The 23,371-nt window shown below is 50.8% G+C and carries 15 protein-coding genes; 8 read left to right on the forward strand and 7 right to left on the reverse strand.

What is annotated here, in order from left to right; translation table 11 throughout:
- Positions 1-7 precede the first annotated feature (7 nt).
- From HK25_RS00735 to HK25_RS00745, 3 genes are all read left to right on the forward strand, one after another.
- The gene (locus HK25_RS00735; protein WP_086554702.1) at positions 8-748 is read left to right on the forward strand and encodes an SDR family NAD(P)-dependent oxidoreductase; all 741 of its coding nucleotides are present in this window, start codon (positions 8-10) and stop codon (positions 746-748) included.
- 2 nt (positions 749-750) lie between these two features.
- Positions 751-2,241 (forward strand): gamma-glutamyltransferase, encoded by a 1,491-nt coding sequence (locus HK25_RS00740; RefSeq protein WP_086634973.1) that lies wholly within the window; start codon positions 751-753, stop codon positions 2,239-2,241.
- 133 nt (positions 2,242-2,374) lie between these two features.
- Positions 2,375-3,484 (forward strand): metallophosphoesterase, encoded by a 1,110-nt coding sequence (locus tag HK25_RS00745; protein ID WP_086634992.1) that lies wholly within the window; start codon positions 2,375-2,377, stop codon positions 3,482-3,484.
- 44 nt (positions 3,485-3,528) lie between these two features.
- On the opposite strand, the gene HK25_RS00750 is transcribed toward HK25_RS00745, so the two are convergent.
- From HK25_RS00750 to HK25_RS00770, 6 genes are all read right to left on the reverse strand, one after another.
- On the reverse strand, positions 3,529-4,794 hold the full coding sequence (locus tag HK25_RS00750; RefSeq protein ID WP_086634974.1) for a DUF1116 domain-containing protein: 1,266 nt from the start codon (positions 4,792-4,794) through the stop codon (positions 3,529-3,531).
- On the reverse strand, positions 4,791-6,056 hold the full coding sequence (locus HK25_RS00755) for a DUF1116 domain-containing protein (protein WP_086634975.1): 1,266 nt from the start codon (positions 6,054-6,056) through the stop codon (positions 4,791-4,793). Before HK25_RS00755 ends, HK25_RS00750 begins: the two co-directional genes overlap by 4 nt.
- A gap of 32 nt (positions 6,057-6,088) precedes the next feature.
- Positions 6,089-6,265, reverse strand: coding sequence for a hypothetical protein (locus HK25_RS13225; protein WP_198943238.1), 177 nt, complete (start codon positions 6,263-6,265; stop codon positions 6,089-6,091).
- Positions 6,258-7,799: an acyl-CoA synthetase FdrA gene (gene fdrA, locus HK25_RS00760; protein ID WP_086634976.1), complete on the reverse strand. Its 1,542-nt coding sequence runs from the start codon at positions 7,797-7,799 to the stop codon at positions 6,258-6,260. The genes HK25_RS13225 and fdrA overlap by 8 nt, the downstream gene beginning before the upstream one ends.
- Positions 7,800-7,802: 3 nt before the next feature.
- Positions 7,803-9,326: an ABC transporter substrate-binding protein gene (locus tag HK25_RS00765; RefSeq protein WP_233127541.1), complete on the reverse strand. Its 1,524-nt coding sequence runs from the start codon at positions 9,324-9,326 to the stop codon at positions 7,803-7,805.
- Positions 9,327-9,593: 267 nt separating this feature from the next.
- On the reverse strand, positions 9,594-10,376 hold the full coding sequence (locus HK25_RS00770) for an IclR family transcriptional regulator C-terminal domain-containing protein (RefSeq protein WP_233127544.1): 783 nt from the start codon (positions 10,374-10,376) through the stop codon (positions 9,594-9,596).
- Positions 10,377-10,659: 283 nt separating this feature from the next.
- Here HK25_RS00770 and arcC point away from each other — a divergent pair, with 283 nt between their 5' ends.
- The 5 genes from arcC to HK25_RS00795 all read left to right on the forward strand — a co-directional run bounded on the left by arcC (position 10,660) and on the right by HK25_RS00795 (position 20,731).
- Positions 10,660-11,589 carry a carbamate kinase gene (arcC, locus tag HK25_RS00775; protein WP_086634977.1) on the forward strand — a complete coding sequence of 310 codons (930 nt, stop codon included), beginning with the start codon at positions 10,660-10,662 and terminating at the stop codon, positions 11,587-11,589.
- The gene (locus tag HK25_RS00780; protein WP_086634978.1) at positions 11,586-12,437 is read left to right on the forward strand and encodes a DUF2877 domain-containing protein; all 852 of its coding nucleotides are present in this window, start codon (positions 11,586-11,588) and stop codon (positions 12,435-12,437) included. Before arcC ends, HK25_RS00780 begins: the two co-directional genes overlap by 4 nt.
- An 18-nt stretch (positions 12,438-12,455) precedes the next feature.
- Positions 12,456-12,857 carry a heme-binding protein gene (locus HK25_RS00785; protein ID WP_086634979.1) on the forward strand — a complete coding sequence of 134 codons (402 nt, stop codon included), beginning with the start codon at positions 12,456-12,458 and terminating at the stop codon, positions 12,855-12,857.
- 133 nt (positions 12,858-12,990) lie between these two features.
- Complete coding sequence (locus HK25_RS00790; RefSeq protein ID WP_233127546.1) at positions 12,991-18,924, forward strand: DUF3320 domain-containing protein; 5,934 nt, start codon at positions 12,991-12,993, stop codon at positions 18,922-18,924.
- A gap of 217 nt (positions 18,925-19,141) precedes the next feature.
- Positions 19,142-20,731 (forward strand): GH39 family glycosyl hydrolase, encoded by a 1,590-nt coding sequence (locus HK25_RS00795; RefSeq protein WP_086634980.1) that lies wholly within the window; start codon positions 19,142-19,144, stop codon positions 20,729-20,731.
- 51 nt (positions 20,732-20,782) lie between these two features.
- Here HK25_RS00795 and HK25_RS00800 read toward each other — a convergent pair whose 3' ends face one another.
- On the reverse strand, positions 20,783-23,161 hold the full coding sequence (locus HK25_RS00800) for a TonB-dependent siderophore receptor (RefSeq protein WP_233127548.1): 2,379 nt from the start codon (positions 23,159-23,161) through the stop codon (positions 20,783-20,785).
- Positions 23,162-23,371 lie beyond the last annotated feature (210 nt).

Raw genomic sequence — 23,371 nt, forward strand, 5'->3', positions numbered from 1 at the left:
ACACACCATGGCAACAGTGATTGTAGCAGGTGGTGCTACAGGTATAGGTCGCGCCTGTGTCAGAAAATTTCGCGAACAGGGCGATAATGTTGTCCTGATTGACCACCGGGCTGAGGCCCGGAGCGTGGTTGATGAAGAGAGCAACGGGGAATGTCTGTTTCTTCAGCGTGATCTGTCTGACCCTGCTGTCCCGCAGGAGGCTGTAGCTCTGGCTGTCAAGCAGTTTGGCGGAGTTGATACGGTAATTATTACCGCAGCGCTTATGGTCTCTGCTTCTCTGGCAGACTGGACAGAGGAGATGTGGGACCGCACCGTGGCCCTTAATCTCAAAATGCCGTTTTTCTTTACTCAGGCGGCAGCGCCTTATCTGGCCATGTCTGACAATGCGAGCGTGGTGTTTACGTCTTCAACCGGGGCGATCAGAGGGCATGCCGGTATGTCTGCCTATCAGGCGACCAAAGCGGCTTTACCTGGTCTTGCCCGTAGTCTGACCGCAGAGCTTGCGCCTCAGGGTATTCGTATTAACTGCGTGCTGCCTGGCTGGATCGAGACCCCTTTTAATGATCCATTCTGGTCTTATCAGCATGACCCTGATGAAAAACGTAAGGTGATTGATAAGCAAATTCCGCTCGGGCGACATGGCACACCAGATGAGGTTGCAGCACTTATTCTGCTTCTGGCTGCTGCGGGCGGTCGCTATATGGCGGGCACCTCCTTTGTGGTTGATGGCGGGTATACGGCGGTTTAGACATGACATACAGGCACTGGCATATTGCTGATGGTTTTTCATCGCCTGTCAGACCGGTTATTTCCGGTCCGGCAGGGGCTGTGTCTGCGGCGCATCCGCTTGCCGTATCCGCTGCGCAGGATGTCCTGTCACGTGGCGGCAGTGCGGCAGATGCCGCCATTGCGGCACAGGCTGTTTTGTGCGTTGTCGCACCTGATGCCTGCGGCATTGGCGGTGATTTATTTGCACTCGTTGCAGAGGGCGAGCAGACATTTGCCGTTAGCGGGGCCGGGGCTTTTCCGGCTAAAGCGACACGCTGCACTGATGAAGGGGCTAACAGCATCACCGTGCCTGGTATTGCTGGTGCCTGGGCGCGCATGCATGCCCGCTGGGGCCGGCTGCCATTTGCTATTATTTTTGAGAAGGCTATTCGCCTGGCTGAAGATGGGATTGTGCTCTCAGAGTCTCTTGCTCAGGTCGTTAAGGCGCATACGCCCAGGCTGGAACGTAACGGGAGCAGCATCTGGCCACTGATGAGCCTGAAAGCCGGGCAGCTTTGGGTGCAGCCCGAACTTGCATCTGTACTGCGGCGTTTTGCTGAGCGGGGGCCTGAGTGTTTTTATGCCACAGATTATGCAGCAGACGTGGCGCGTCGTGTTGCTGCATATGGTGGCGCCCTGGATGAGCACGACCTTTCTGCCCATCAGACAGACATCATGCAGCCACTCGCTATCCGCCTGGGGGAAGCAACGGTGCTGGTGCAGCCGCCCCCTGCACAGGGTGTGTTGCTCGGCATGGCTTTGAAGAATTTTAGTCGCTGGTCACCTGAGACAGACATGCAGGCTGATCATATTGCGATTGAACTGACAGAGGCCTCCTTCGCTTATCGTGACCGTGCAGCTGAGGGGGCAGCCCTTCTTGATGTAGCGTTGCAGGCAGATCCTGACCGTGCATCACGGCGGGGTGGCCCTCGTGCTTACCTGCATACAGCCGGTGTTTCTGTCGCGGATTGTCATGGCATGGTGGTATCATCCCTTGTGAGCGTGTTTGATGATTTTGGCTCCTGTCTGCTGGTGCCTGAGCTGGGGATTATGCTCAACAACAGAGCCGGCGGGTTTACCTCAGGCGCAAATAGCTGGGCAGCAGGACGCAGGCCTGTGCATACACTGGCCCCGGCTATGGTGCGTTCACAAAATGGGGTGATGGCACTGGCAACACCAGGGGCTGACGGGCAGGTGCAGACATTACTGCAGGTGATTGACCGGATGATGCGGCGCGGAGAAGATATTGCTTCGGCTGTGGCGGCCCCGCGCTGGCGTAGTGAAGGCGGACAGCTTCTGGTTGAGGACGGACATCCGTCAGAAGCAGCGTTGCGGGCTCTGGGGCATGATATTGCTCTGCGGCCATCGGGAGCTTTGTGTTTCGGAGCCGTTGCCTGTGCCGGTGTGGAGGCCGGAGGGGAACCTTTTGCGGTGAGTGACTGGCGGCGCAATAGCTGGGCAGGTGTTGTCTGAGTTTTATCCCGGGTAAAGGTCACTCAGCAGATGTCATTCGGTTTATGAGCAAAATTGTGTAACAGAGAAGTATCTTCGACGTGTGACGCTGAGTGTCGTGCGTGATCTCAGCGAAGGAACAGAAGCTGTGCGCATGCTTATTTTTATGTTTTTACCGTTGTTTGTCATTGCTGACTGGCTGCTTCCGCTACCATTGCCTTTGCTGGTGAAACCGGGGTGCGCAGTGCTGATTATCGTGGCAGCGCTGTATCATTTCTGGTGTCGCTGTTCTTCAGGCTCCGTGTTTGCCCCTGAGTTTCCGCGCCCGGTTGTTATATTGTTTAACTGGGGCTTTGGCACACTTGTATTTCTCTTTCTGTTTCAGCTGTTGCTTGATGGTGGTGTAGTGGTCGCTGCTGTAGTTAAAGGGCCGTGGCTACATATTCCTCCGGTGGTACGTATAGCTGCCGGAGGATTTGCTGGTTTTCTGGCGGCGTTTGCTCTGGTAAATGCTTTGCGTGTGCCACCGGTTGAAGATGTAACAGTTGTTATCCCTGGGCTGGATAAGGCATTTGACGGTTATACGCTCCTTCAGCTGAGTGATCTGCATATCAGCCGGCTTTTTCCTCGCACATGGACAGAGGCAGTTACAGAGCGTGCAAATGCAGCTCAGGCAGATATGATAGTCATTACAGGTGATTTTATTGATGGCTCTGTTGCCATGCGCCGTGATGATATTGCACCACTTTCAAATCTCAGTGCGCCTGATGGTGTGCTCGCTGTACCTGGCAACCATGAGTATTTTTTTGATTATGATGCGTGGATGAAGCATTTATCATCCCTTGGGTTTAAGATGCTTTTAAACAGCCATGATACCGTAAAGCGTGGTGACGCCCGGCTTGTGATTGCCGGTGTGACAGACCGCTCTGCATCCGGGCATCATTTAGCTGGCCCCGACCCTGAGGCAGCTCTGGCCGGAAAACCTGCTGATGCCCCTGTTATTTTGCTCGATCATCAGCCTGGTGAAGCGCACAATGCTGCAGAGCGGGGTGTGGCTCTTCAGCTTTCAGGGCACACTCATGGCGGTATGTTACCTTTATTGTCCTGGCTTGTTGCGCGAGGTAATAACGGGTTTGTCTCCCGTCGTTATCAGATTGGCGGGATGACGCTTTATGTCAGTAACGGTACAGGGTTATGGCCAGGTTTTGCACTGCGTCTTGGTGTGCCATCAGAAATGACGCGTTTTCGTCTGCGCTGCGCCTGATCTCCTGCCCGCTTCTTTGCAGGAAAGAAGCGGGACATTCTTTTTTACTGACTTTGTTGCATATAGCGTGCGCTGAAAGCCCGCAGCGCATGAGCAAAACAGTCAAAGGGTGCGCGGGTTTGCCCGGCACCGATGACACCACCTTTTTTATGAGCAATGGCAGTATCAATGACAGGTGTCAGGTTTGCCTGCACTACTTTGCGAATATCAATGCCTGTAGGTGCACCGGTAAAATTCATATTCGGAATTTTAAACTCAGTAACCTGACCCAGTGTAATCAGCTGCATGCTCTCCACTACCGATGTTGCACGGGCAAATGAGCCATTAACAAATTGCTGCAGCACCGGTGCTGCAGCCTGAACATGCCCGCCAAGACCAATCGTTTCCATAATGCTGCTGTCGCCAATGTCGGGCACAGCATCGGCATCGCTCCATTCAGAGGAGAAGAATAATCCTTCAATCCGGCTGGCAGGGGCGGTGAACCACTGTTCACCCAGACCACTGACTTTAATGCCAAACTCAACACCGTTACGACACATGGCAGAGACCATTGTGCTGTAGGGGATATTTTTTGTGGCATCTGTCATGGCTTTACCTGCCGCCATTGAAAGGCAGAGTGAGAACTGCTCGTTTACTTTCAGGTAGTCGAGCACCTCATGCAGCAGAGCGGGGTCTGTGCAGGTTTCATAAAGTGGCAGAATGAGAGCGTTAAGAATAACCAGGCTGCCGCCGCTGTTGCGGTTGTGGCACTCATCGCCCATTTCAAGGGCGCGGGCAATCATAGGTTTAACCGGAATGCCCTGTGTGCTGCGAACAGCTTTGCCCACCACCGGGCCAAGCACGGTTTCAAGCCAGGTCCAGCGTTTGCGGGCTTCGCGGTTATAGTCGTCGCGGTTTTGCAGGCCTGAGGCCGGCCCCTGAAAGAGCTGTGAATAACCATAGCGATCATGCACACTATCATACACAACAGCCATAGGGCTGGAGGCAGAGGTAATGCCAGCCATGCCACCAACAGCACCATATTCGTGACAGGGGGCAACAGTAACCTGCCCTGACAAGATCATTGCTTCAGCATCAGCCTCATCTGCGGCCAGACCTTCATGCAGAACAGCCTGCACGACACCCATTTTTTGCGGGCCGCACATATTCTGCCAGGCAATGGGTGGACCTGCATGCAGTACTGTATGACGGGTCATGCCAGGCAGTACACTGAGGGCAGGCTGCACATCGACCCACACCGGTTTAGCAGAAACCAGGCGAGAAAAAGCTTCTTCGTTTGCAGCGTTAATTTTGTCAATGAGTGAGGTCATGCCTGTGCCCCTGCTATTTTTTGACCAAATGCTTTAAGGGCAGCTTCAAAACAGCCCATGGGTGCACGTACTTCACCGGCACCAATTAACCCGCCTTCTTTGTGAGTAATGGCGGTATCAAGCAGAGGGAGAATGCCTGTCTGCACCACTTTACGAATATCAATGCCAATGGGGCCTGGTGCAAAATCCATGGCAGGAATACGAACGTCAGGGTTAGAGGCTGCACAAATCTCCTGCATCTCGAGCGTGTTGGCAATGGCCTGCTGCACCGTTCCCTGTACATATTGCGTAACAGTCGGAGCCGCTGGCTGAATAAAGCCACCAAGACCGATGACTTCTGTGATGGCGCTGTCACCCAGGTCAGGAGCTGCGTTTGAATCGTTCCATTCTGCTCTGAAGAAAAGCCCCGTGACAGGGTTGGCTGGTGCGGTAAACCACTGGTCGCCCAGACCACTGACCTTAATGCCAAAATCGACACCATTGCGCGACATAGCTGTGACGATCGTGCTGTAGTCAATGCCTTCGGCCGGAACCAGCATCGCCTTTGCTGCAGCCATAATGGCATGAAGAAGAAAATGCTCTGATTCTACAAGAAATTTTATTGATGCTTTGACATCTTCTCCGGGCATATCAAGAGCGACGAGATAGGCATACATTTCTTTAAGAAACTGTGCCGTCGCCGCGACAGAGCGGTTATGGCATTCATCGCCCATTTCCACAGCACGAGAGATAATATTACGAATATCTATCGGACCCGAGGCCTGAAGTGCTTTACTCAGCACAGGAGCAAAAACTTTCGCCTGCCATGTCAGATTTTTAAAGACAGTTTCGTCATACGCTCCCCATTTCAGCAGGCGCAGACCACCTCCCTCAGAGATGCAGCTATAGGCGCGATTGCCAAATGTTGCATTTTCGACAACCAGCATGGGAGTGGAGGCTGAGATAATGCCTGCACCTGCACCAACAGAAACATGATGGTGGCATGGGGCGATCAGAATTTCACCACTACGAATTTTCTGGTCGGCTTCTTCGGGGGTGCTGGCCAGTCCTTCCCACAGGGCAGCCCCGGTGACACCATTTTTGTGGGGGCCGCACATACGATCCCACTCAATAGCAGGCCCTGCGTGCATAATCAGGTTGGGCGTCATACCAGGCACTACGTTTAGTGCAGGGGCAACGTCAATCAGCCGTGGTTTGCCTCGCAGAATAATATCAAGCGTTTTGGCATTGGCATCTTCAATCAGAGTTTTCAGGGCAGACATGGTATTTTTTTCCGCAAACAGAGGAGAGTGAATCAGAGCAGAGAGTCGAGCAGGTTCATCAGGTCTTCATTTTGAGTGGCAGGAGGGCTCCACTGCACCTGTACAACATCGACCGATTGCTGCCTGAGTGTTTCGGCAAAGAGGTCAATGCCGATATTCACCACACTCAGAGTTTGTCCGAATAAAGGAGAGGGTTGCTGCTCAGTCATTGAGTGTCTCCAGATAATGGCCAGCCAGTGTGACGGCCTCAGCATTGTTGCCTGCGACAAGAATACCGGCAGCCCATAGCTGCTCGGCTTGTTTTTCATAATTTTGTATGTCGTTTTCTGTACCGCAGATTGTAACAATCACTGGCAGATCGCGCCCGTCTGCCTGTGTGATGGCGCGGGCTTGTGTAATGGTTTCTGCCAGTTGTGCAGCCGGGTTTTCATGCGCACCGTAGCCGATAACAAGATCGAGGAGGAGGAGTGCCACATCCGGGTCCTGAGCTTCTCTGAGGATACGCTGATTTCTGAGCGAGGGATCGATCATCGGGTGAGCGCGCCCTTCGGTATAGGCATCCTCACCCATATCGATAATGGTATGCTCTTTGCTGTTAAAGAGGTCTTTCAGTTCATATGCGCCGTGCTCCAGGTTGGAGTAGATACCGCCCAGTTGTTCACGAAGCAGAAACAGCGCTTCATAACAAAGGGTACCACCAGCATATAAGCCACGCAGGTAACGTTGCGATGGTTTGCGTGCAGCACGTGCGGTTTGCATAAACTTGTTTGTGTCAGCACTGCTCAGATGCGGCAGCTCGCAGGAGGGGTTAAGCAGGCGTGCAGCTGTCAGGGCTGTTTCGGCCAGGGTTGAGGTGAAAGTAATATTGCCTTTCTGCCCGGTTATACTCTGCCCGATAAAGTTAATTACAACAGGTTTGGTCTGACGTGAGCAAAATGCAATAATTTTCTCAGCAATTTCCGGGCTGGGTGGCTTTGATGTGACGACAATAACATCTGTACCATGATCTGCGGCAAGCATGGCCAGCCCCTGCAACATTGTCAGGCCGCCAATGTCGTGTTGCAGGTCGCGTCCGCCCGTGCCAATGGCCTGGCTTACACCACAGTGCAGCCAGTCAAGCAGAGAAGAAATCTCCTGGGTGCCGGTGCCGGATGCCGCAACAAGACCAACTTTTCCCTTGCGCACAGCATTGGCAAAGCCAAGACCCACACCGTTGATCAGGGCTGTGCCGCAGTCGGGGCCCATAAGCAGGCGGTTTTTTTCCTGGGCCAGCTCTTTGAGTTTACGCTCATCTTCGCGACTGACATTGTCACTGAATAAAAAGACGTTCAGCCCCAGCTCAAGAGCGCGTTTTGCTTCGCGATACGCATAAACACCAGGTAAAGAAATGCAGGCCATATTAATGGCCGGGTTTAGAGCGCAGGCAGCGTCAACCGAACGCGGCTGGAGTGTTTGCTGTCCACTCTGCACTTTTTGTGACAGGAAAGACTGAGCTGCGGCAACGGCGCGTTCAGCAGCCTCTTCCGTATCTGCGACAACAGCGATAATCAGATCATCGGGGTTTGCAGCTTTAACGGCATCAGTTAACAGGCCTGATGTATCAAGAATTTTTTTATTATTAACTGTCGCCATCATAGTCATGGCTTCAGTGACGCCGTTCTCCTGACGAATAGCTTCTGAAGCACGCATCAGGCGTACAGAGTCATGATATTCACGCGGGCGAATGAGAATACGGGAGGTCATCAGTCAGCCCTCACTTTTCTGAATGGTTGTGTCATGAAACAGGGGGTAGGCCCCGATGGCATCAAAAGTCAGGCCGCTGACTGTTGTGCGGGCAGCAACAATATTAGCATTGCAATGCAGGGGAACAGCCAGAGCCGCCTGCATAACCGCAAGCTGTACCTTGTTAAATAAAGGGACATATCCTGCTTTATCGATACAGGTGTCAGACTGCTCAATGAGAGTATCAATTTCGGGATAATCTTCAGGGCCGCGTTTGCTCCAGCCGTAACCGCCCGCACCACTGTTGCGGGAATGATAGACAAACCCCAGAAGCTGCGATGAGCTGGCATATTTTCCCTGTGGGATCATATTGTGCAGCCCTTGCATGCCGGCCTGAATCCATGCAGGGGGTGAGCAAAGTTCTACTTTGACTGTTATGCCCAGAGGGGCGAGTTCGCGCGTGATAATATCGCCAAATTCAGGGTAGAAATTAACCGGTAAAGCGTAAAAAATAACTTCCAGCGGAACAGAATTTTTATAACGTCTGCCATCTGCCTGCATAATCCAGCCATCCTGTTCAAGTAAGGTGACAGCTTTGTCTGGATCATAAGGATAAAATGTTTCCACACCTGGTTCATAACCCAGCGTAAACTGCGAGACCGGGCCATATGCGCGGGTAAATTCTCCTTTAAATACTTCTGTAACCAGGGCGTCTCTGTTAATGGCGTGGCTGAGAGCCTGTCTGACCGCCAGACTGTCTGTGGGGGTGCGCTTTATGTTGAGCATAAGACAGACAGGCACACCACGGATGGGCCAGACTGTTACATCTGTATCCTGGCGCGCGCGCAGAGGAGCTGCATCTCCTGGGTTTGCAGCAAAAATCAGATCAACTTCATTTTTCTCAAAAGCTTCACTTCGTTTTTTATCATCAGCGATAAATTTGAAGACGATTTCATCAAGATGAGCCGTTTCCTGGTTTTTTACCACTGGTGGTGCCCAGGCGTAAGCCGGGTTGCGCCTGATGACCAGGCAGTTTCCGGCCTCCCAGCGGTCAAAGATGAAAGGACCTGTCCCAACGGGGTGCCGCATGAAACCAGGACCATTTTCCTGCATGGCTTTGACTGACATAGGGGCAAGCCATGCCTGACTTAAAGCATCAAGAAAGAGGGCATAAGGTTTGTCGAGCAGAATTTCGAGGCAGTAATCATTGATAATATGACAGGACCTGTAGCTGCCCAGCAGACTGCCTGCCAGCTGTGATTTGCTGGCAGGGTCACGAGCCCTCTCAAACGAGGCCTGAACGGCATGAGCAGTAAAAGCGGTGCCATCATGAAACAGAACATCGCGACGCAGGGTAAAAATATAGCTGCACTGGTCTTCTGAAATCTGAAAGCTTTCAGCCAGACCAGGCAGATACTCACCATCAGTGGTTTTATTTACCAGCGTATCAAAAACACCATTGGTCATTTGCAGGGCCAGCTCTGCAGCGCCCAGATGGGGGTCGATATTAGATGGTTCGTAATGAACCCCGACGCGAAGCTGTTTCAAAGGTTATACTCTCCGCTAAAGTTCTTAATGTGAACATATGTGCGAATTTGAAACATTTTACGCATTTATTGCAAGAGAGAAAATGTGTCGAATACGAAACTTTTTTATTGAATCTCTGAATGGTGCGCTGAACAACAGAGAAAATATGACTACCGTAAGCGCATATATCCCGGCAGAAGTTTGCCCCGCCGGGTGAGAAAATATTAGCATTTTCAGAGGAAAAAGGAGTCCCTTGCCGTCACATGGGGAGCAAGGGTAAGGAAGATATTAAATGAGAGTCGCCTGAAGTTCTTCAGCAGCAGCCTGCATAACGGGTAAAGCGTCAGAAATGAGCTGCGCAGCAGGCACAAGGTTGCTGAAGGTAAAAGTGTTAAAACTTGCGGCAATCTGCCCTCTGGCATTAAAAACAGGCACAGCAAGTGAGCGTATGCCAGTCTGCATTTCCTGATCGACTAATGCATAGCCCTGCTTGCGAATGATCTGGAGCTGCTTGTTCAGAGCACTGATTGTCGCAACACTCATGTCTGACATAGGCACCAGCTTAATGTCTTTGAGTAAAGCTTCACGCTCAGCTTTTTCCATCATTGCAAGAATACAGCGACCGGCTGATGCATAGGCAATGGGAAAGCGTCGGCCAATAGTGAGCCCGGGGGAGTTAAATTCGTCACTGTTGGCTGAGGCAAGATGCACAACATAGAGTTCATCCCTCACACCCAGAGCGACGGGAAAGCCGGTCTGATCGCGGATTCGATCGAGGTAATACTGAGCTTTATCCGTCAGAGGGACGGATGAGAGATAAGAGTATCCCAGTTCAAGTACTTTTGGTGTGAGCTGAAATAATCTGCCGTCCTGCACAACGAAGCCCAGATGCACCAGTGTCAGCAAATAACGACGTGCTCCGGCACGGTCCATGCCTGTTTTCTCTGACACCTGAGAGAGCGTCATGCGCGGATGCGCTTTGCTAAACGCCATAATGATGTTCAGGCCGTGGGCCAGAGAGCCAACAACACCTTTTGGTTTGTCAGCTGGTGCTGCACTGGAATTACTCACAAACACATTCCGTTTTTTAGCGCGACTAAAAGGCGGCGCAGGTTGATGGGCCTGACGTCTGAGCTCAGGTATGGTGATTTCTAAGGCGTTATAGCGCGTTTCACTCAGAAAAAAACAAATGTTTGCATAATGTGCAGTTTCCCGGCCTCAGCTGTGATAGCCGGCTATGATTTTTTTTACACTCTTAACGATAACGTATCGAAATGAGTTGTTATATACGAACTATTGTGCATTATGTGAACTTTCCCGGTTCTGACAGAACCTCCTTAACGTAAGGGTCATCATGAAACTGGTGATAGCACTGGGCGGTAACGCCCTGATGCAACGCGGTGAACCGCTAAGCATGGCAACACAATGGAACAATGCCCGGGTGGCTGCGCAGTCTCTTGCCCCGGTCGCGCGGACCCATCAGGTTATTCTGACGCACGGCAATGGTCCGCAGGTTGGGCTTCTGGCAATGCAGGCCGATGCTTTTAAAGGAGCAGAACCTTACCCTTTTGATGTGATGGGCGCTGCTACTGAGGGTATGATTGGCTACATGCTTGAGCAGGCTCTGGGCAATATTCTGGGGTATGATGTGCCGGTTGCCACATTGCTCACCCGTGTGGAGGTTGACAGAGATGACCCCGAATTTTCTGACCCCAGCAAATTTGTTGGACCGGTGTTTGATGAGGCGCAGGCAGAGCAGATGGCCGCAGCCCATGGCTGGGTTTTTCGTCAGGATGGCCGCAAATGGCGCCGTGTTATGCCGTCCCCACAGCCAAAACGCATTTTGTGGCATCGTCCTATAAGGTGGCTGCTTGATAACGGCACACTCGTTATTTGTGCCGGTGGTGGTGGCATACCTGTTGTTGATACAGGCGAAAACCGGATGGAGGGGGTAGAGGCTGTTATTGATAAAGACCGGGCTTCGAGCCTGCTGGCAGCACATATTCCCGCTGACCTGTTTGTTATCGCAACCGATGTCCCTGGTGTTTATGAAAACTATGATACACCACAACAGAAATTACTGCACAAAGTAACTGCCGAACAGCTTATGACCGGAGCTTTTTCCCGCGGGTCAATGGGACCTAAAATAGAGGCTGCTGTGAACTTTGTGCGCAAAACGGGTAAATGTGCCGCAATAGGTTCTCTCTCTCAGATTAAAGAGATTGCTGCAGGAGAGGCTGGTACCTGGATTTATCCGGATGAAAAAGCTCTGAAAACTGTATGAGCGTTATTCAGGCCTCATCGGTTGCGTCTTTCGCTATGACTGCTCTGAGGCATGATAAGCAGCGGCTCAGAGTTCTGGCGCGGTTTGACAGGCATGTCTATGCGCTTGCGGGTGAGGGAGACGCCCGGTCTATGCTTATCTTTTCTCCTGTTTCAGAGCGTATGACACCTTATACTGTGCGCCTTGAAACATGGCCTGTATATTTTGATGATAACTGTGAAATTTTTTGTAACAGTCAGAAAATATGTAATGACGAACTTATCATAAACCTTTCTGATGCTATTGAAATAGCATCCGATTGCCCTGTAACAGAACAATACTGGCAGCAGCGGGTTTGCTATGAGGCCGCTTTATATGACGGTGCCTGTGTTCAGAGACATTCAGAGTATCTGGCTGCTGTTCTGAATGATCCCTTTTGCCTGGAAGTCGCAGGGTGGTCCCTCACAGATTTACGGCAGGGGTTAAGGCTGGGCGATAAAAATCTTATTGCCGCAGGTGTTGCACAGGGGCTTGGGCTTGGTCGGGGTCTGACACCAGCCGGTGATGATTTTTTATGTGGTATGATGCTGGCTACTTATGTCAGCACAGAATTTCCTTCTGATTTTTTTTCAGATATTTTTTATGACGCTCAAGAAAAAACAACAACAGTGTCATATTTTTTTCTGAAATCAGCCAGTTATCGGCATGCATCAGAAGACTGGCAAAAGTTCCTGCAATTTTACCCTCTCATTCACTCTGTTCCTGAGCAGAGACTGCGTCTGGTGCGGCCTATAACACAGCATGGTTACAGTTCGGGTGAGGATACTCTGGCCGGGTTTCTGTGGGGTTTAAATGTACAGCTTTCATAACCTGTTAAGGAAAATAAGATGATAACATTTGATGAGGCACAAACAGCCCTGACAGCGACTTTGTTACGTGCAAAAGAGCTGAAGATAGATGTGTGTGTAGCGGTGTGTGATGCAGGCGGCAGACTGGTTTCATTTGCCCGGATGGATCAGTCAAACTGGGCCAGCATATATGGCTGCCAGGGCAAAGCTCTGACAGCAGCAGCAACACGGTGCAAAAGTGGTGACATTCCGCCCGCTTCAGTTGTGATGAACCGTATTTCATCGCTCGAAGGGGATAATATGATTTACGCAAAAGGGGCGGTGCCTTTGCTGCGTCATGGCAAGCTGCTGGGGGCTGTCGGGGTTGGGGGTGCCAGCGCTGACCTTGATGAAGAATGTGCTATGGCCGGGGCGCTGGCTCTGGGGTGTGATAGTCTCTGAGGTGTTATCTGCCGCTGGCTATGGTCAGTCTGAGACAATTCTCTATAATGTGCGCTGACTATTTTCTTTATGGTGCTGTCGACATGCCTTGTTACAGCACCATAAACATATATCGTGCAGAGGAGACTTGGCGGTGGACACTGAGCATAAGCAGATTTCTGAAAATGCTGATATAGCTCCACCTGTCCCGGCTCCGGCTCTTACAGTCAGAGTGCAGGATGCAATGAATGCAAGCCTGTGGGAGAACAGCGTGCCTGTTCTCGAAGAGCTGATTTTTGATAATACCACGTACCATGACTATCAGCAGGTTGACATAACCCTTAGCTGCGATCCGGCTTTTCTTATGCCGCGCACCTGGCATCTTCAGCAGGTAAGGGCGCAGCAGTTGTATATGCTGCCTGACCGTGACGTGGCGCTGAACGGTGCGCTGCTCGCTGCACAGACTGAGGCCTCGCGGGCAACAATTACGCTGACAGCCCGGGCTGATGGTCAGATTCTGACAGAAACCACGCATGATATTCGTATTCTTGCACGTAATGAGTGGGGGGGGCTGGCAGGGCTTCCTGATATTCTGGCAGCTTTTGTGCTACCTAATGACCCTGCTGTCGCCCGTGTTCTGCGCAGTGCTTCTGATATTTTACGTGAAGCAGGTCAGTCACCGTCACTTGAAGGATATCAGGGCGATAAAGCCCGGGTCTGGGCTCAGGCGCAGGCTATATGGTGTGCAGTATGCGGGCTTAATCTGACATATGTTAACCCGCCGGCATCATTTGTTGAAAGTGGTCAGCGTATTCGCCTGCCTGCACAGATATATGACGAGCGACTTGCCACCTGCCTCGATACCACAGTGCTTTTTGCGGCCTGCCTTGAAGCTGCTGGCCTGAGGCCAGTGATTGTTCTGACCCAGGGGCACGCTTTTGCTGGTCTGTGGCTGGCAGGGCAGGATGCTATGACCTCTGTCGTGCAGGACCTGCCTGGTATACGCAATCGTCTGAAACTTGATGATTTGCGTGTGTTTGAAACCACTCTGGTCACAGCGGCGCAGAAACCTGGCTTCTCTGTGGCTTGTGAGCGTGGTGAAAGTACACTGCGTAATATCAGCGATGATGATGAGGCATTTCGCGCTGTTATTGATATCTATCGTGCGCGTTTGCGTCGTATCAGGCCGCTTTCAACACTGGTTTCTTCTCAGGCGGCTGACGGGGAGGATGCTGTTACTCCCGATATGGCAGAGCAGCCCGTTTTCGAAGCCGCTCCTGTGCTGCGCGAAGAGAAAGAGCTGGAAAGGCTGCCTGACCGCCCGGCAGATCGGGTGCAGCGCTGGTGTAACCGTCTGCTTGACATGACCGGACGTAACCGCCTGCTCAGGCTGCCGGAGTCTGACCGTCAGCTGATTAAAATTGACTGTCCCGCTCCTGAAAAACTTGAAGATATTCTGGCTGATATGCGGGTAGGTGGCACGACAAAGCCTCTGCGTTTTGTTTCTTCTGCCGGCTTTATGGATGCTCAGGATCCGCGCAATCAGGATATCCATCAGCAGCGACATCATGAAGAAACCCTGCGCGCTTATGCTCTGGAAGCACTGAACAGACACGAGCTGATAGTGCAGCGTGAGAATGATGCCCTGCAGAATGCTCTTGTTGAGCTGTATCGTCAGGCGAGAGCCGCCGAGCAGGAAGGCGGCTCTAATGTGCTGTTTCTTACCATCGGTGCCGTAGCCTGGGTGCCGCAGGATAAAACAAAGCCTTATCTGGCGCCACTTATTCTGGTTCCTGTCAGTCTCGAGCGTGTCAGCCTTAAATCTCCGCTGACATTACGTGCGCATAGTGATGAGCCGCGTATTAACGCAACGCTGCTTGAGATGCTCCGTTCAGACTACGATATTCGTATACCGCAACTTGAACCTGACATGCTGCCCGAAGATGATGCCGGGCTTAATGTTACGAAAATTCTCGAGATTTTTCGCCTGCATCTGCTGCATATTCCCGGGTGGGAAATTCGCGATCATGTAAGTCTGACAACGCTGAGTTTTTCGAAATTTCTGATGTGGAAAGATCTGCTCGAGCGACGTGACCAGCTGGCAGCTAATGATGTGGCCAGCCGCCTGCTTAATGGTGTGAAGGAAGAGAGTAAGACAGGTGAGAGCGGGCCGGCTGTCGGGTTTGATGGTCATGATGACTTGGATACAGCTTTGGCGGAGGCTGATCTTGTCTGCCCGATGGAGGCTGATTCGTCGCAGCTTAAAGCCGTTGCCCGTGCTGCGGCGGGTGAGAATTTTGTGCTTATTGGCCCGCCAGGTACGGGTAAAAGTCAGACGATAGGTAATATCATTGCGAATACCCTGGCACAGGGGCGTACTGTGCTGTTTGTGGCTGAAAAGCGTACCGCTTTGGAGGTTGTGAGAGCACGATTGGTGAAGTTGGGTATAGGGGAGTTCTGCCTTGATCTCTTTTCGCCCAAAACCAGTAAAATGGAGGTATTACAGCAGTTTCAGGCGGCGCAGGCTGTCCTTGAGGATTTTCAGGACGGTGACTATGCCCAGGTAAAGCAAAAAGTTGATACTCTTCGTAATGAGCTGAATGCTTATGTACGCGATCTGCATACACCGCGTCGTAATGGCTGGACGCCTTACAGAGGGATTGGTGTCAGTCTGCGTGCTGATCAGGCGTCAGTACAGAATATTCTTTTCTCATGGCCGAATGCTGATATTCATTCAGAGCAGGATTATGACAGACTGGTGCAGACTGTTGAAGATCTGGCTGTCTTATACGAGCGTATTGGTGACATTGCCACGTCACCTCGTCTGGTCGGGATGGAGCAGACGAACTGGTCTCCTCTGTGGGAGGCAGGGCTGCTTGATGCAGTGAGTAAAACACTGGGGGCACTTACAGTTGCCTGCACAGCGGCTGAGAGAGTGTTTGAAAAGCTGTCCCTTGAGCCAGGTAATTTATCGCTGCAACGGCTCAGCCGCATTGAAGTGCTGTGTGCCCATTTGTTGCAGTCTGATATTGCTGGGTGGGGGCTGAGTGAAAATGCTCAGGATATTCATGATACGGTGCAGGCTGAAAAAGAGAATGTTGCCCGTTATCACGCTCTTTCTGATGATCTGAAAACCCGCTGGAAAGAGAGTATAAAAACGCTGCCTCTGGCTGAGCTGCTGAATGAGTGGCGTGCTCTTAATGAGAAGTGGCTGCTGTCTCGCTCTATGGGGCACAAAGCACTGCGTAAGCGCCTTACACAGCATGCGCTCGACCTGCCTGAAGACTGTGAAAGTGACCTTAAAAAGCTGGTTGAACGGGAGGAGATTTTCACTCGTCTTGATGCGGCTTCCTATAAAGCGGAGATCGGGGCTTTATGGCGTGGTACAGAGACTGATTTTGAACAGATTACTGCTGCTTTCCGGTGGGGGCAGATGGTCAGGGCCTGTCTGGGTGGATGTACAGACGATACAGCCACTCTTCTTTCGGCGCGCACGTCACTAAAAAATCTGCTGACGGAGGGGCGTGATCTTTTGTCTCCTGGGGGGACGATTTATCAGGCACTTACAGCTTATCAGTCTGCCTTCGCGGCTTTGAAGGCAGTAATGGAAGAGCTGGCAGAACGGAGTGCTGGTGTTATCGCGACTCTGGCTGACCCGGCCGACCCGCACTGGCCTGAGCTCCTTCGTGTCAGGCTGGAGGGGTGGCAAGAGGCCTCGCGCGAAATGCGAGACTGGTGCTCGTGGCAGCAGGCGCGTCATCAGGCAGAGCAGCTTGGTCTCGCACCGTTAGTAAGCGCTATTGAGCAGGGACTTGTGGCGCGAGAGACGATTTTTTCTGTGTTTGAAGCGAATTACGCACGCTGGTGGATGATGCACGCCATTAGTAATTCAGAGGTGCTGAAAGGGTTTGTGGCTGCCACGCATGAAGGGCGTATTCAGCGCTTTCGTGAGCTTGATGAAAGACAGAAAGAGCTTTCTGTTAAACTGATCAGGGCACGGCTTGCTGGTAAAATTCCAGGCGAGGCAGAAAGGCGGCATGACCCGGAATATAAAATTCTGACCCATGAAATTGCAAAACAGAAGCGCCATTTACCTGTGCGCCGGCTGGCAGAAAAAATGCCTGGTGCGTTGCGTACATTAACTCCGTGCCTGATGATGAGCCCCCAGTCGGTTGCTCAGTATCTGCCGCCTCATGCAGAGCCATTTGATCTGGTGATTTTTGATGAGGCCTCTCAGATTACAACCTGGGATGCGATAGGTGCTATCGGGCGGGGTCGGCAGGTTGTCGTGGTGGGAGACCCTAAGCAGCTGCCACCAACAGACTTTTTTACTGCGGGGCGTGGCGGGGAGGACGATCTGTTCCCCGATGAAATGATGGATCTTGATTCCATTCTTGATGAGTGTCTGGGGGCAGGTGTGCCATCTGTTAGTCTCGGCTGGCATTACAGAAGCCGCCATGAAAGTCTGATCGCGTTTTCAAATCAGACTTATTATGGCGGAGGGCTGGTGACCTTTCCCGCGCCGGTTACGACAGACCAGGCAGTGTCTTTCCGTTTTGTGTCACAGGGGGTTTATGAACCAGGGCGAGGAGGTTCACACACAAACCCGACAGAAGCCCGTATGGTCGTGGCAGAAGCCGTCAGGATTATGCGTGATGGCACTGATCGCTCCGTTGGCGTCGTGACTTTTAACAGTGAGCAGCAAAAGCTGATTACTGAGCTGCTTGAGGCTGAGGTCAGAAAAGATCCGGCACTCGAGCGTTTCACGGGAGAAGGAGCGTCAGAGCCTCTGCTGGTTAAAAACCTTGAAAATATTCAGGGTGAAGAGCGTGATATTATCTTGTTCTCGCTGACATATGGCCCAGACGCGGCAGGAAAGATCTCGATGAATTTCGGACCGCTGAACCGTGATGGTGGTGAGCGTCGTCTTAATGTGGCGATTACCAGAGCGCGTGAACAACTTATTGTTTTCGGGTCATTGCGCGGCGATCAGATTGCGACGGAACGGACATCGGCCGCAGGTGTACATGACTTGCGTCGTTTCCTTTTGTTTGCTGAGCGTGGTACAAAAGCTCTTGCCGGTGCACATGAGGGATCGGTTGGCGGATATGACAGCGTATTTGAGGTGCAGGTTGCCACAATGCTGCGAGCAAAAGGCTGGCATATCGCAACACAGATCGGCGTCTCAGGGTTTCGTATTGACCTCGGTGTTGTTGACCCTGATCTGCCGGGTGCCTTCCTCGCTGGTATCGAATGTGACGGTGCGACGTATCATCGCAGTGCTACAGCGCGTGATCGTGACAGGCTGCGTCAGGCCGTGCTCGAGAATCTGGGCTGGACTATTCTGCGTATCTGGTCAACGGACTGGTGGACAAATGCGCCACGTGAAGCGGAGAGAATTGATGCTGTGCTCAGAAAAAAGCTTGAAGAATTACGCAGCCAGCGTGCAGAGCAGGCTGAACGTGACCAGAAAGCGGCTGACGATGCTTTGCTGGTATCAGGTATAGCTGAAGAGGCTCCGGCTGATATGTGTGCCTCTTCCGAAATATCGGAACCTTTATATGCCAGTGAAACTGCGGCTACTGTTTCATTGCCATCTGACAGTGTCATAGCCGATGGCGCCAGTTTTTTTCAGGCTGAGTATGATCCCGTTTTAAAACAGCTTGTTATACAGGCAGTAGATAAAGCAGGGGTCATTCGTGAGGATATCCTTATCCAGCATATTTCCAGAGAGCATGGTTTTGCCCGTGCTGGCCGGGAGATACGTGAGCGCATTCAGCGTGTTATACCAGCGTTATTTGAACGAACGGAAGATGAGGCCGGAGTGTTCATCTGGTCGCCTCGCCTGCCTGTGTCCTCTCGTTTGCCTTTTAAAAATCTTACAATGGAAAAGCCGGTTGACCCGGCTAAGGTGCCTCTGGCAGCGCTGGTCGACCTTGCCAGCCTGGCAATAGCAACAGACTGTTCAGATGATGAGGCCATTTCACGTATGCGGGGTGCCTGTGGCATGAGCCGTATGGGGCAGGCAACACGTGCCCGCCTTGCTGAGGCACTTAATCGTGCACGTAAAGAGGCAGAGGGAATCTGATAAATTCAGAATGTTTGGTTTTTTATATTAATAAATAATTTTAATATAAAAAACTGAAAAAAGACATTTTTAATAGTTATAATGGTGCGAATAAAAATCAATAATTCCCTGCTTTAGGAATAAATATCATATGTCACTTTTATCTTTCAAAAGATGACGATAGCCATATGAGTTTTTTGATTTTTATTCGTTTATATTATTCATATGCTTTTTGGTGATGGGAGCTTTTTCGTTGCATTTTTCGACTATCATTACCGCATGTTTTGCCGTTGCATTTTTTTGCCGTCCACAGTCTGTGCAGGCAGAGAATGCTTCATCTTCTTCTGTTGTAATTTATACGACAGCAGCCGGTAAACCGTTTCCTCATTTCTGGGAGCAGGCTTTCGGCTCTGGCAGAGCAGACCTGGTTCTGACACACTCTTACGTCGAAAATGCAAAAGCCACTAAGAAAGCAACAGATTTTCGATACGTACGTTTTCACGGTATTCTGGATGACAGTATGGGTATTATGACTCCTGATACACAGGGTCATATGCATTATAATTTTCATAAGTTTGATGCTGTGTATGATAACCTTCTGCGGTTACATATTCGTCCTTATGTTGAGCTGTCATTTATGCCGAGCCTGATCGGGAGTGACCTCCTGCGGCGCAATAGTGGCCTCGAACCTCTGATGAATATGACTGCCTCAGAGCCGCCTAAACCAGTAACTGATTTTAGTAAAGGTGCGTTGTGGTATCGTGCCAATGTCACTCCCCCGGCACATATGGAGGAGTGGAATGATCTGATTCGTGCGCTTGTGACACACCTTGAACAGAGATATGGGAAAGATGAAGTTCGTAAATGGCCTTTTGAGGTCTGGAACGAGCCGGATCAGGCGACATGGGTAGGTTCTCCGCGTATGGAGAGTTATTTCGCCCTTTATGATAATACGGCAAGAACAATAAAATCCGTTGATCCTGCTTTGCAGGTTGGTGGTCCGTCAACCGGAGCTATTCACTGGGTGGGTGATTTTATTGATCATGTTGTGCGTTATCACGTGCCGGTCGATTTTATCTCAACGCATATTTATGCCAATGATCCGCCAGATCTGCTGAATCTTCCTAAAAGTCCTGAAAATACAGGTAATACTGTATGCGATGCTACGCGCGTTGCACGGGCAACGCTCACCCGTTCATCTCTGCACCGCCTGCCGCTTTATATCTCGGAGTTTGGTGCTGACTGGGATATGAAGAATGGTACGGCAGAACGTTCCTGGATTTCTCCCTGGCTGGCTGAAACGATCCGCGATTGTGATGGTCTGGCACCAATCATGTCTTACTGGACTTTTTCTGATGATTTTGAAGAGCAGGGTGTGGCCGATCGTGAACTGCCGGGCGCTTATGGTTTACTAAGCTCACGCGGTATACCTAAACCTGCTTTTAATGCTTTTGCTTTACTGCATCAGTTGGGTGATATGCGTTTGCCCGTGTCACCACAAAATTCAGATATTCTGGCAACGCGTAATAACAATCAGGGTATCAGTCTTGCATTGTGGAACCGCAGCCATGATCAGAAAAAAGTTATGAGCTTTGATTTGCAGGGGCTGAAAATGAAAACAGCATCTCTTGTCATTATAGATGAGCATCATGGTACACCACAGGATCTTTACAATGCGATGAACCGTCCTGCGACGCCCACAGATGTGCAGACGCAGGCTCTTGTTAATGCGGCGCATATTCCTGAAGCACAGCAAATAGCTGTGCATGCTACAGGTAATATAATAGTCCTGCCGCCAGAAAGTCTGGCATTACTGGTAGTGCAGTAAGAATATCATCAGGGGCTGACTTCATGCAGGTCAGTCCCTGATTGCCTGGTTTCAGTAGTGACCTCTTATAGTAAAGTTGAAGGTTCTGGGTTCACCATAAATCATACCATCATAAAACCCGGCCTGCCGGACATAGGTTTTGTCTGTGAGGTTGGTTATATTCCCTGCAACAGAAAGCCATTTGTTAATACGGTAACGCGCCATAATATTGATAAGTGTATAACCTCTGACTGTCAGGTTTGATTTGTCATATTTGCCATTGCCGAGCGGACGGCCCGGGTTTGTTGTCCATTGTGTGCTTGACTGGGCTGAAATGCCTCCGCCGATGGTCAGATGATGCATTTTCCCTGGAAAGGTGTAAGTCGTACTAAAGCGTACCAGGTGATGCGGATCCTGACGGTAGCTTAATCCTTTTTCGTAAAGATAACTGTAACCAAAAAAGACATTCCAGCCGGGGAGTAACTGGCCGGAGGCATCAAAATCAATTCCTTCTGTCTTGACGCCATTGACGGATTCATAAATGGCCTCGCCTGTCGTCAGGTTGGTTGCCCCTGTTGCCTGTGCAACATTGCTTTGACGATTAAGATAAAAAGCGAGAGATGTATTCAGCCGTTTTTTAAAAAATTCACCTTTTAAACCGGTTTCATAACTTTTACCCTGTACAGGGCTGAGTGGTTTGTTATTTTCATCTCGTAAACTGGTTTGTGGCGTATATATACTTGTATAGCTGCCATAAACAGACATATTTCTCGTAAAATCGTAGACCATACCAGCATAAGGAGTCAGTACAGCATTTTCCTGCCCGGTACTGGTTGAGCCTGAATACTGATTGGCTTTGTTATATGTGCCTGTATAAGCCTGATAACTGCTTATGCGACCACCAAGAATAAGAGAGAGACCCTTAGCCAGAATGAAATGCCCTGAGGCATAAGCGCCATAATTACGCGTTACATCGACTTCGCGTGCTTTTGTGCGGTGTGTGACAAAGTTGGGATATGAACCGTCCCATGTCTGCCAGTTGGAAATAGGCAGTCCGGTTGCTCTGTACTGACAGCCGGAATATGGGGTAACACCAGCAATGGAGCAGTTGCCCAGTGCTTTGCTAAACGTGTATTGTGTCAGTTCGTCATTATAGCCGTTAAACCCGAAGACCAGCTGATGTGTGCGCCCCAGAAGATGCAATGGCCCTGAAACATGTACGTCAGCATTATCACGTGCATCTTCATATTCTGCATGCAGTGCGTTCAGATAAGCTCCTGAACCATCCTGATTCCAGAAACCGGCATATCCTCCCTGACTTTTTGCCGCATTATTTATCTTTGCTACGCCAAGATTATTGTAAGAGCTGCCCTGAGTGCGCATATACCCTGCTTTCAGGTGCCAGCCATGTGAAAAATCATGATCATAGTCGATAAAAGCTGTATACTGATCGCGTGTAGCCTGACTCCATTTCGCAGCAGGGTTCGTGCTGCGTGGCAGATGAGTTTTTGTGCCGTCAGCATACCAGATCGGTACGTTAGTGCCCCATGAGGCGCCGTCATTACGGGTTCTTTCATACTGAAAGCCGAAGTTGAGACTGTCACGGGAAGAAAGATCGGCTGTGAAATTGGCCAGAGCGCCAATACGATTTACATGCTCACGCACCCTGAAGGTGTCAGTATCATCCCACGAAAAGACATAACGGCTGCGGATGGAGCCCGAACGGTTCAGCGGAGCATTCAGGTCAGCCATAACGCGGTGCTCGTTCCAGTTACCCAGTCTGAGCAGGCTATTAGCTGAAAAATATTTTTGTGGTGCTTTGCGTTGCAGGTAAATGGTGGCTGACGGGTCGCCTGTGCCGCCCAGCAGACCATTTGCGCCACGAACAATCTGGACGTTGTCATATAAATCCATGTTCATTGATGAGCCAACACCACCAAAACTTGTTGTGGCATCGACCTGCATACCGTCAATTTTATAGTTTGTTATATCGAACCCTCTGGCGCGGTAAGTGGTCCTGCCAGCGTTATCATTGGCATAAGAGGTAACGCCTGGAGTGGTGGTAAGAACGTCGTCGAGTGTGTTGATCTGCTGATCGTCCATAAGCTGGCGTGTCAGCACAGTCACAGTTTGTGGTGTTTCGCGCAGGCTCAGTGGCAGGCCGGTAGAGGCACTGGTTTCCTGTGCGGTGTAGCTGCCTTTCTCCCAGTGGTTTCCTCGCACGAGAATACTCTCGTCAGTTTTGTGTTTATGGTGTGCCTGCGCAGAATGTGCTGCCTTATTATGCAGATTTTTTTTGTAATAGTGTTTTTTCTTTATGGTGCTGTCAGCTACTGACTGAACAGGTGCGGTCTCAGCTGCACAGGCAGCTGACATGCTGCCACCGATCGTGAGGGAGGTTGATGCGAGCAAAAGAAGCGACCGGAAACAGGTCATATGGTGGCGTATCACAAGATTATCCTACCGATAAACGCAAATGCGATTCATTCTTATTATCGGTGAGGTATCAGTTCAACGTCTTAACAAAAAGAGGTAAATTTATTACATCTTATTTATTTTATATATTGGTGCGTGTTCGGTGAGGATCTGAGTAGCTGATTGGCTTAGCCGGAGCGGTGATGCAGCTTTTTTTATCAGCTGCATCACATGAAGGAGAGCGTC

It is taken from the genome of Acetobacter sp. DsW_059 (genome assembly GCF_002153695.1).
GTDB lineage: Bacteria > Pseudomonadota > Alphaproteobacteria > Acetobacterales > Acetobacteraceae > Acetobacter > Acetobacter thailandicus.

Excerpts from the sequence above, each read along its gene's own strand:
- HK25_RS00735 (WP_086554702.1), top strand. The coding sequence starts at position 8 with ATGGCAACAGTGATTGTAGCAGGTGGTGCTACAGGTATAGGTCGCGCC.
- HK25_RS00740 (WP_086634973.1), top strand. The coding sequence starts at position 751 with ATGACATACAGGCACTGGCATATTGCTGATGGTTTTTCATCGCCTGTC.
- HK25_RS00745 (WP_086634992.1), top strand. The coding sequence starts at position 2,375 with ATGCTTATTTTTATGTTTTTACCGTTGTTTGTCATTGCTGACTGGCTG.
- HK25_RS00750 (WP_086634974.1), bottom strand. The coding sequence starts at position 4,794 with ATGACCTCACTCATTGACAAAATTAACGCTGCAAACGAAGAAGCTTTT.
- HK25_RS00755 (WP_086634975.1), bottom strand. The coding sequence starts at position 6,056 with ATGTCTGCCCTGAAAACTCTGATTGAAGATGCCAATGCCAAAACGCTT.
- HK25_RS13225 (WP_198943238.1), bottom strand. The coding sequence starts at position 6,265 with ATGACTGAGCAGCAACCCTCTCCTTTATTCGGACAAACTCTGAGTGTG.
- fdrA (WP_086634976.1), bottom strand. The coding sequence starts at position 7,799 with ATGACCTCCCGTATTCTCATTCGCCCGCGTGAATATCATGACTCTGTA.
- arcC (WP_086634977.1), top strand. The coding sequence starts at position 10,660 with ATGAAACTGGTGATAGCACTGGGCGGTAACGCCCTGATGCAACGCGGT.
- HK25_RS00780 (WP_086634978.1), top strand. The coding sequence starts at position 11,586 with ATGAGCGTTATTCAGGCCTCATCGGTTGCGTCTTTCGCTATGACTGCT.
- HK25_RS00785 (WP_086634979.1), top strand. The coding sequence starts at position 12,456 with ATGATAACATTTGATGAGGCACAAACAGCCCTGACAGCGACTTTGTTA.
- HK25_RS00795 (WP_086634980.1), top strand. The coding sequence starts at position 19,142 with ATGGGAGCTTTTTCGTTGCATTTTTCGACTATCATTACCGCATGTTTT.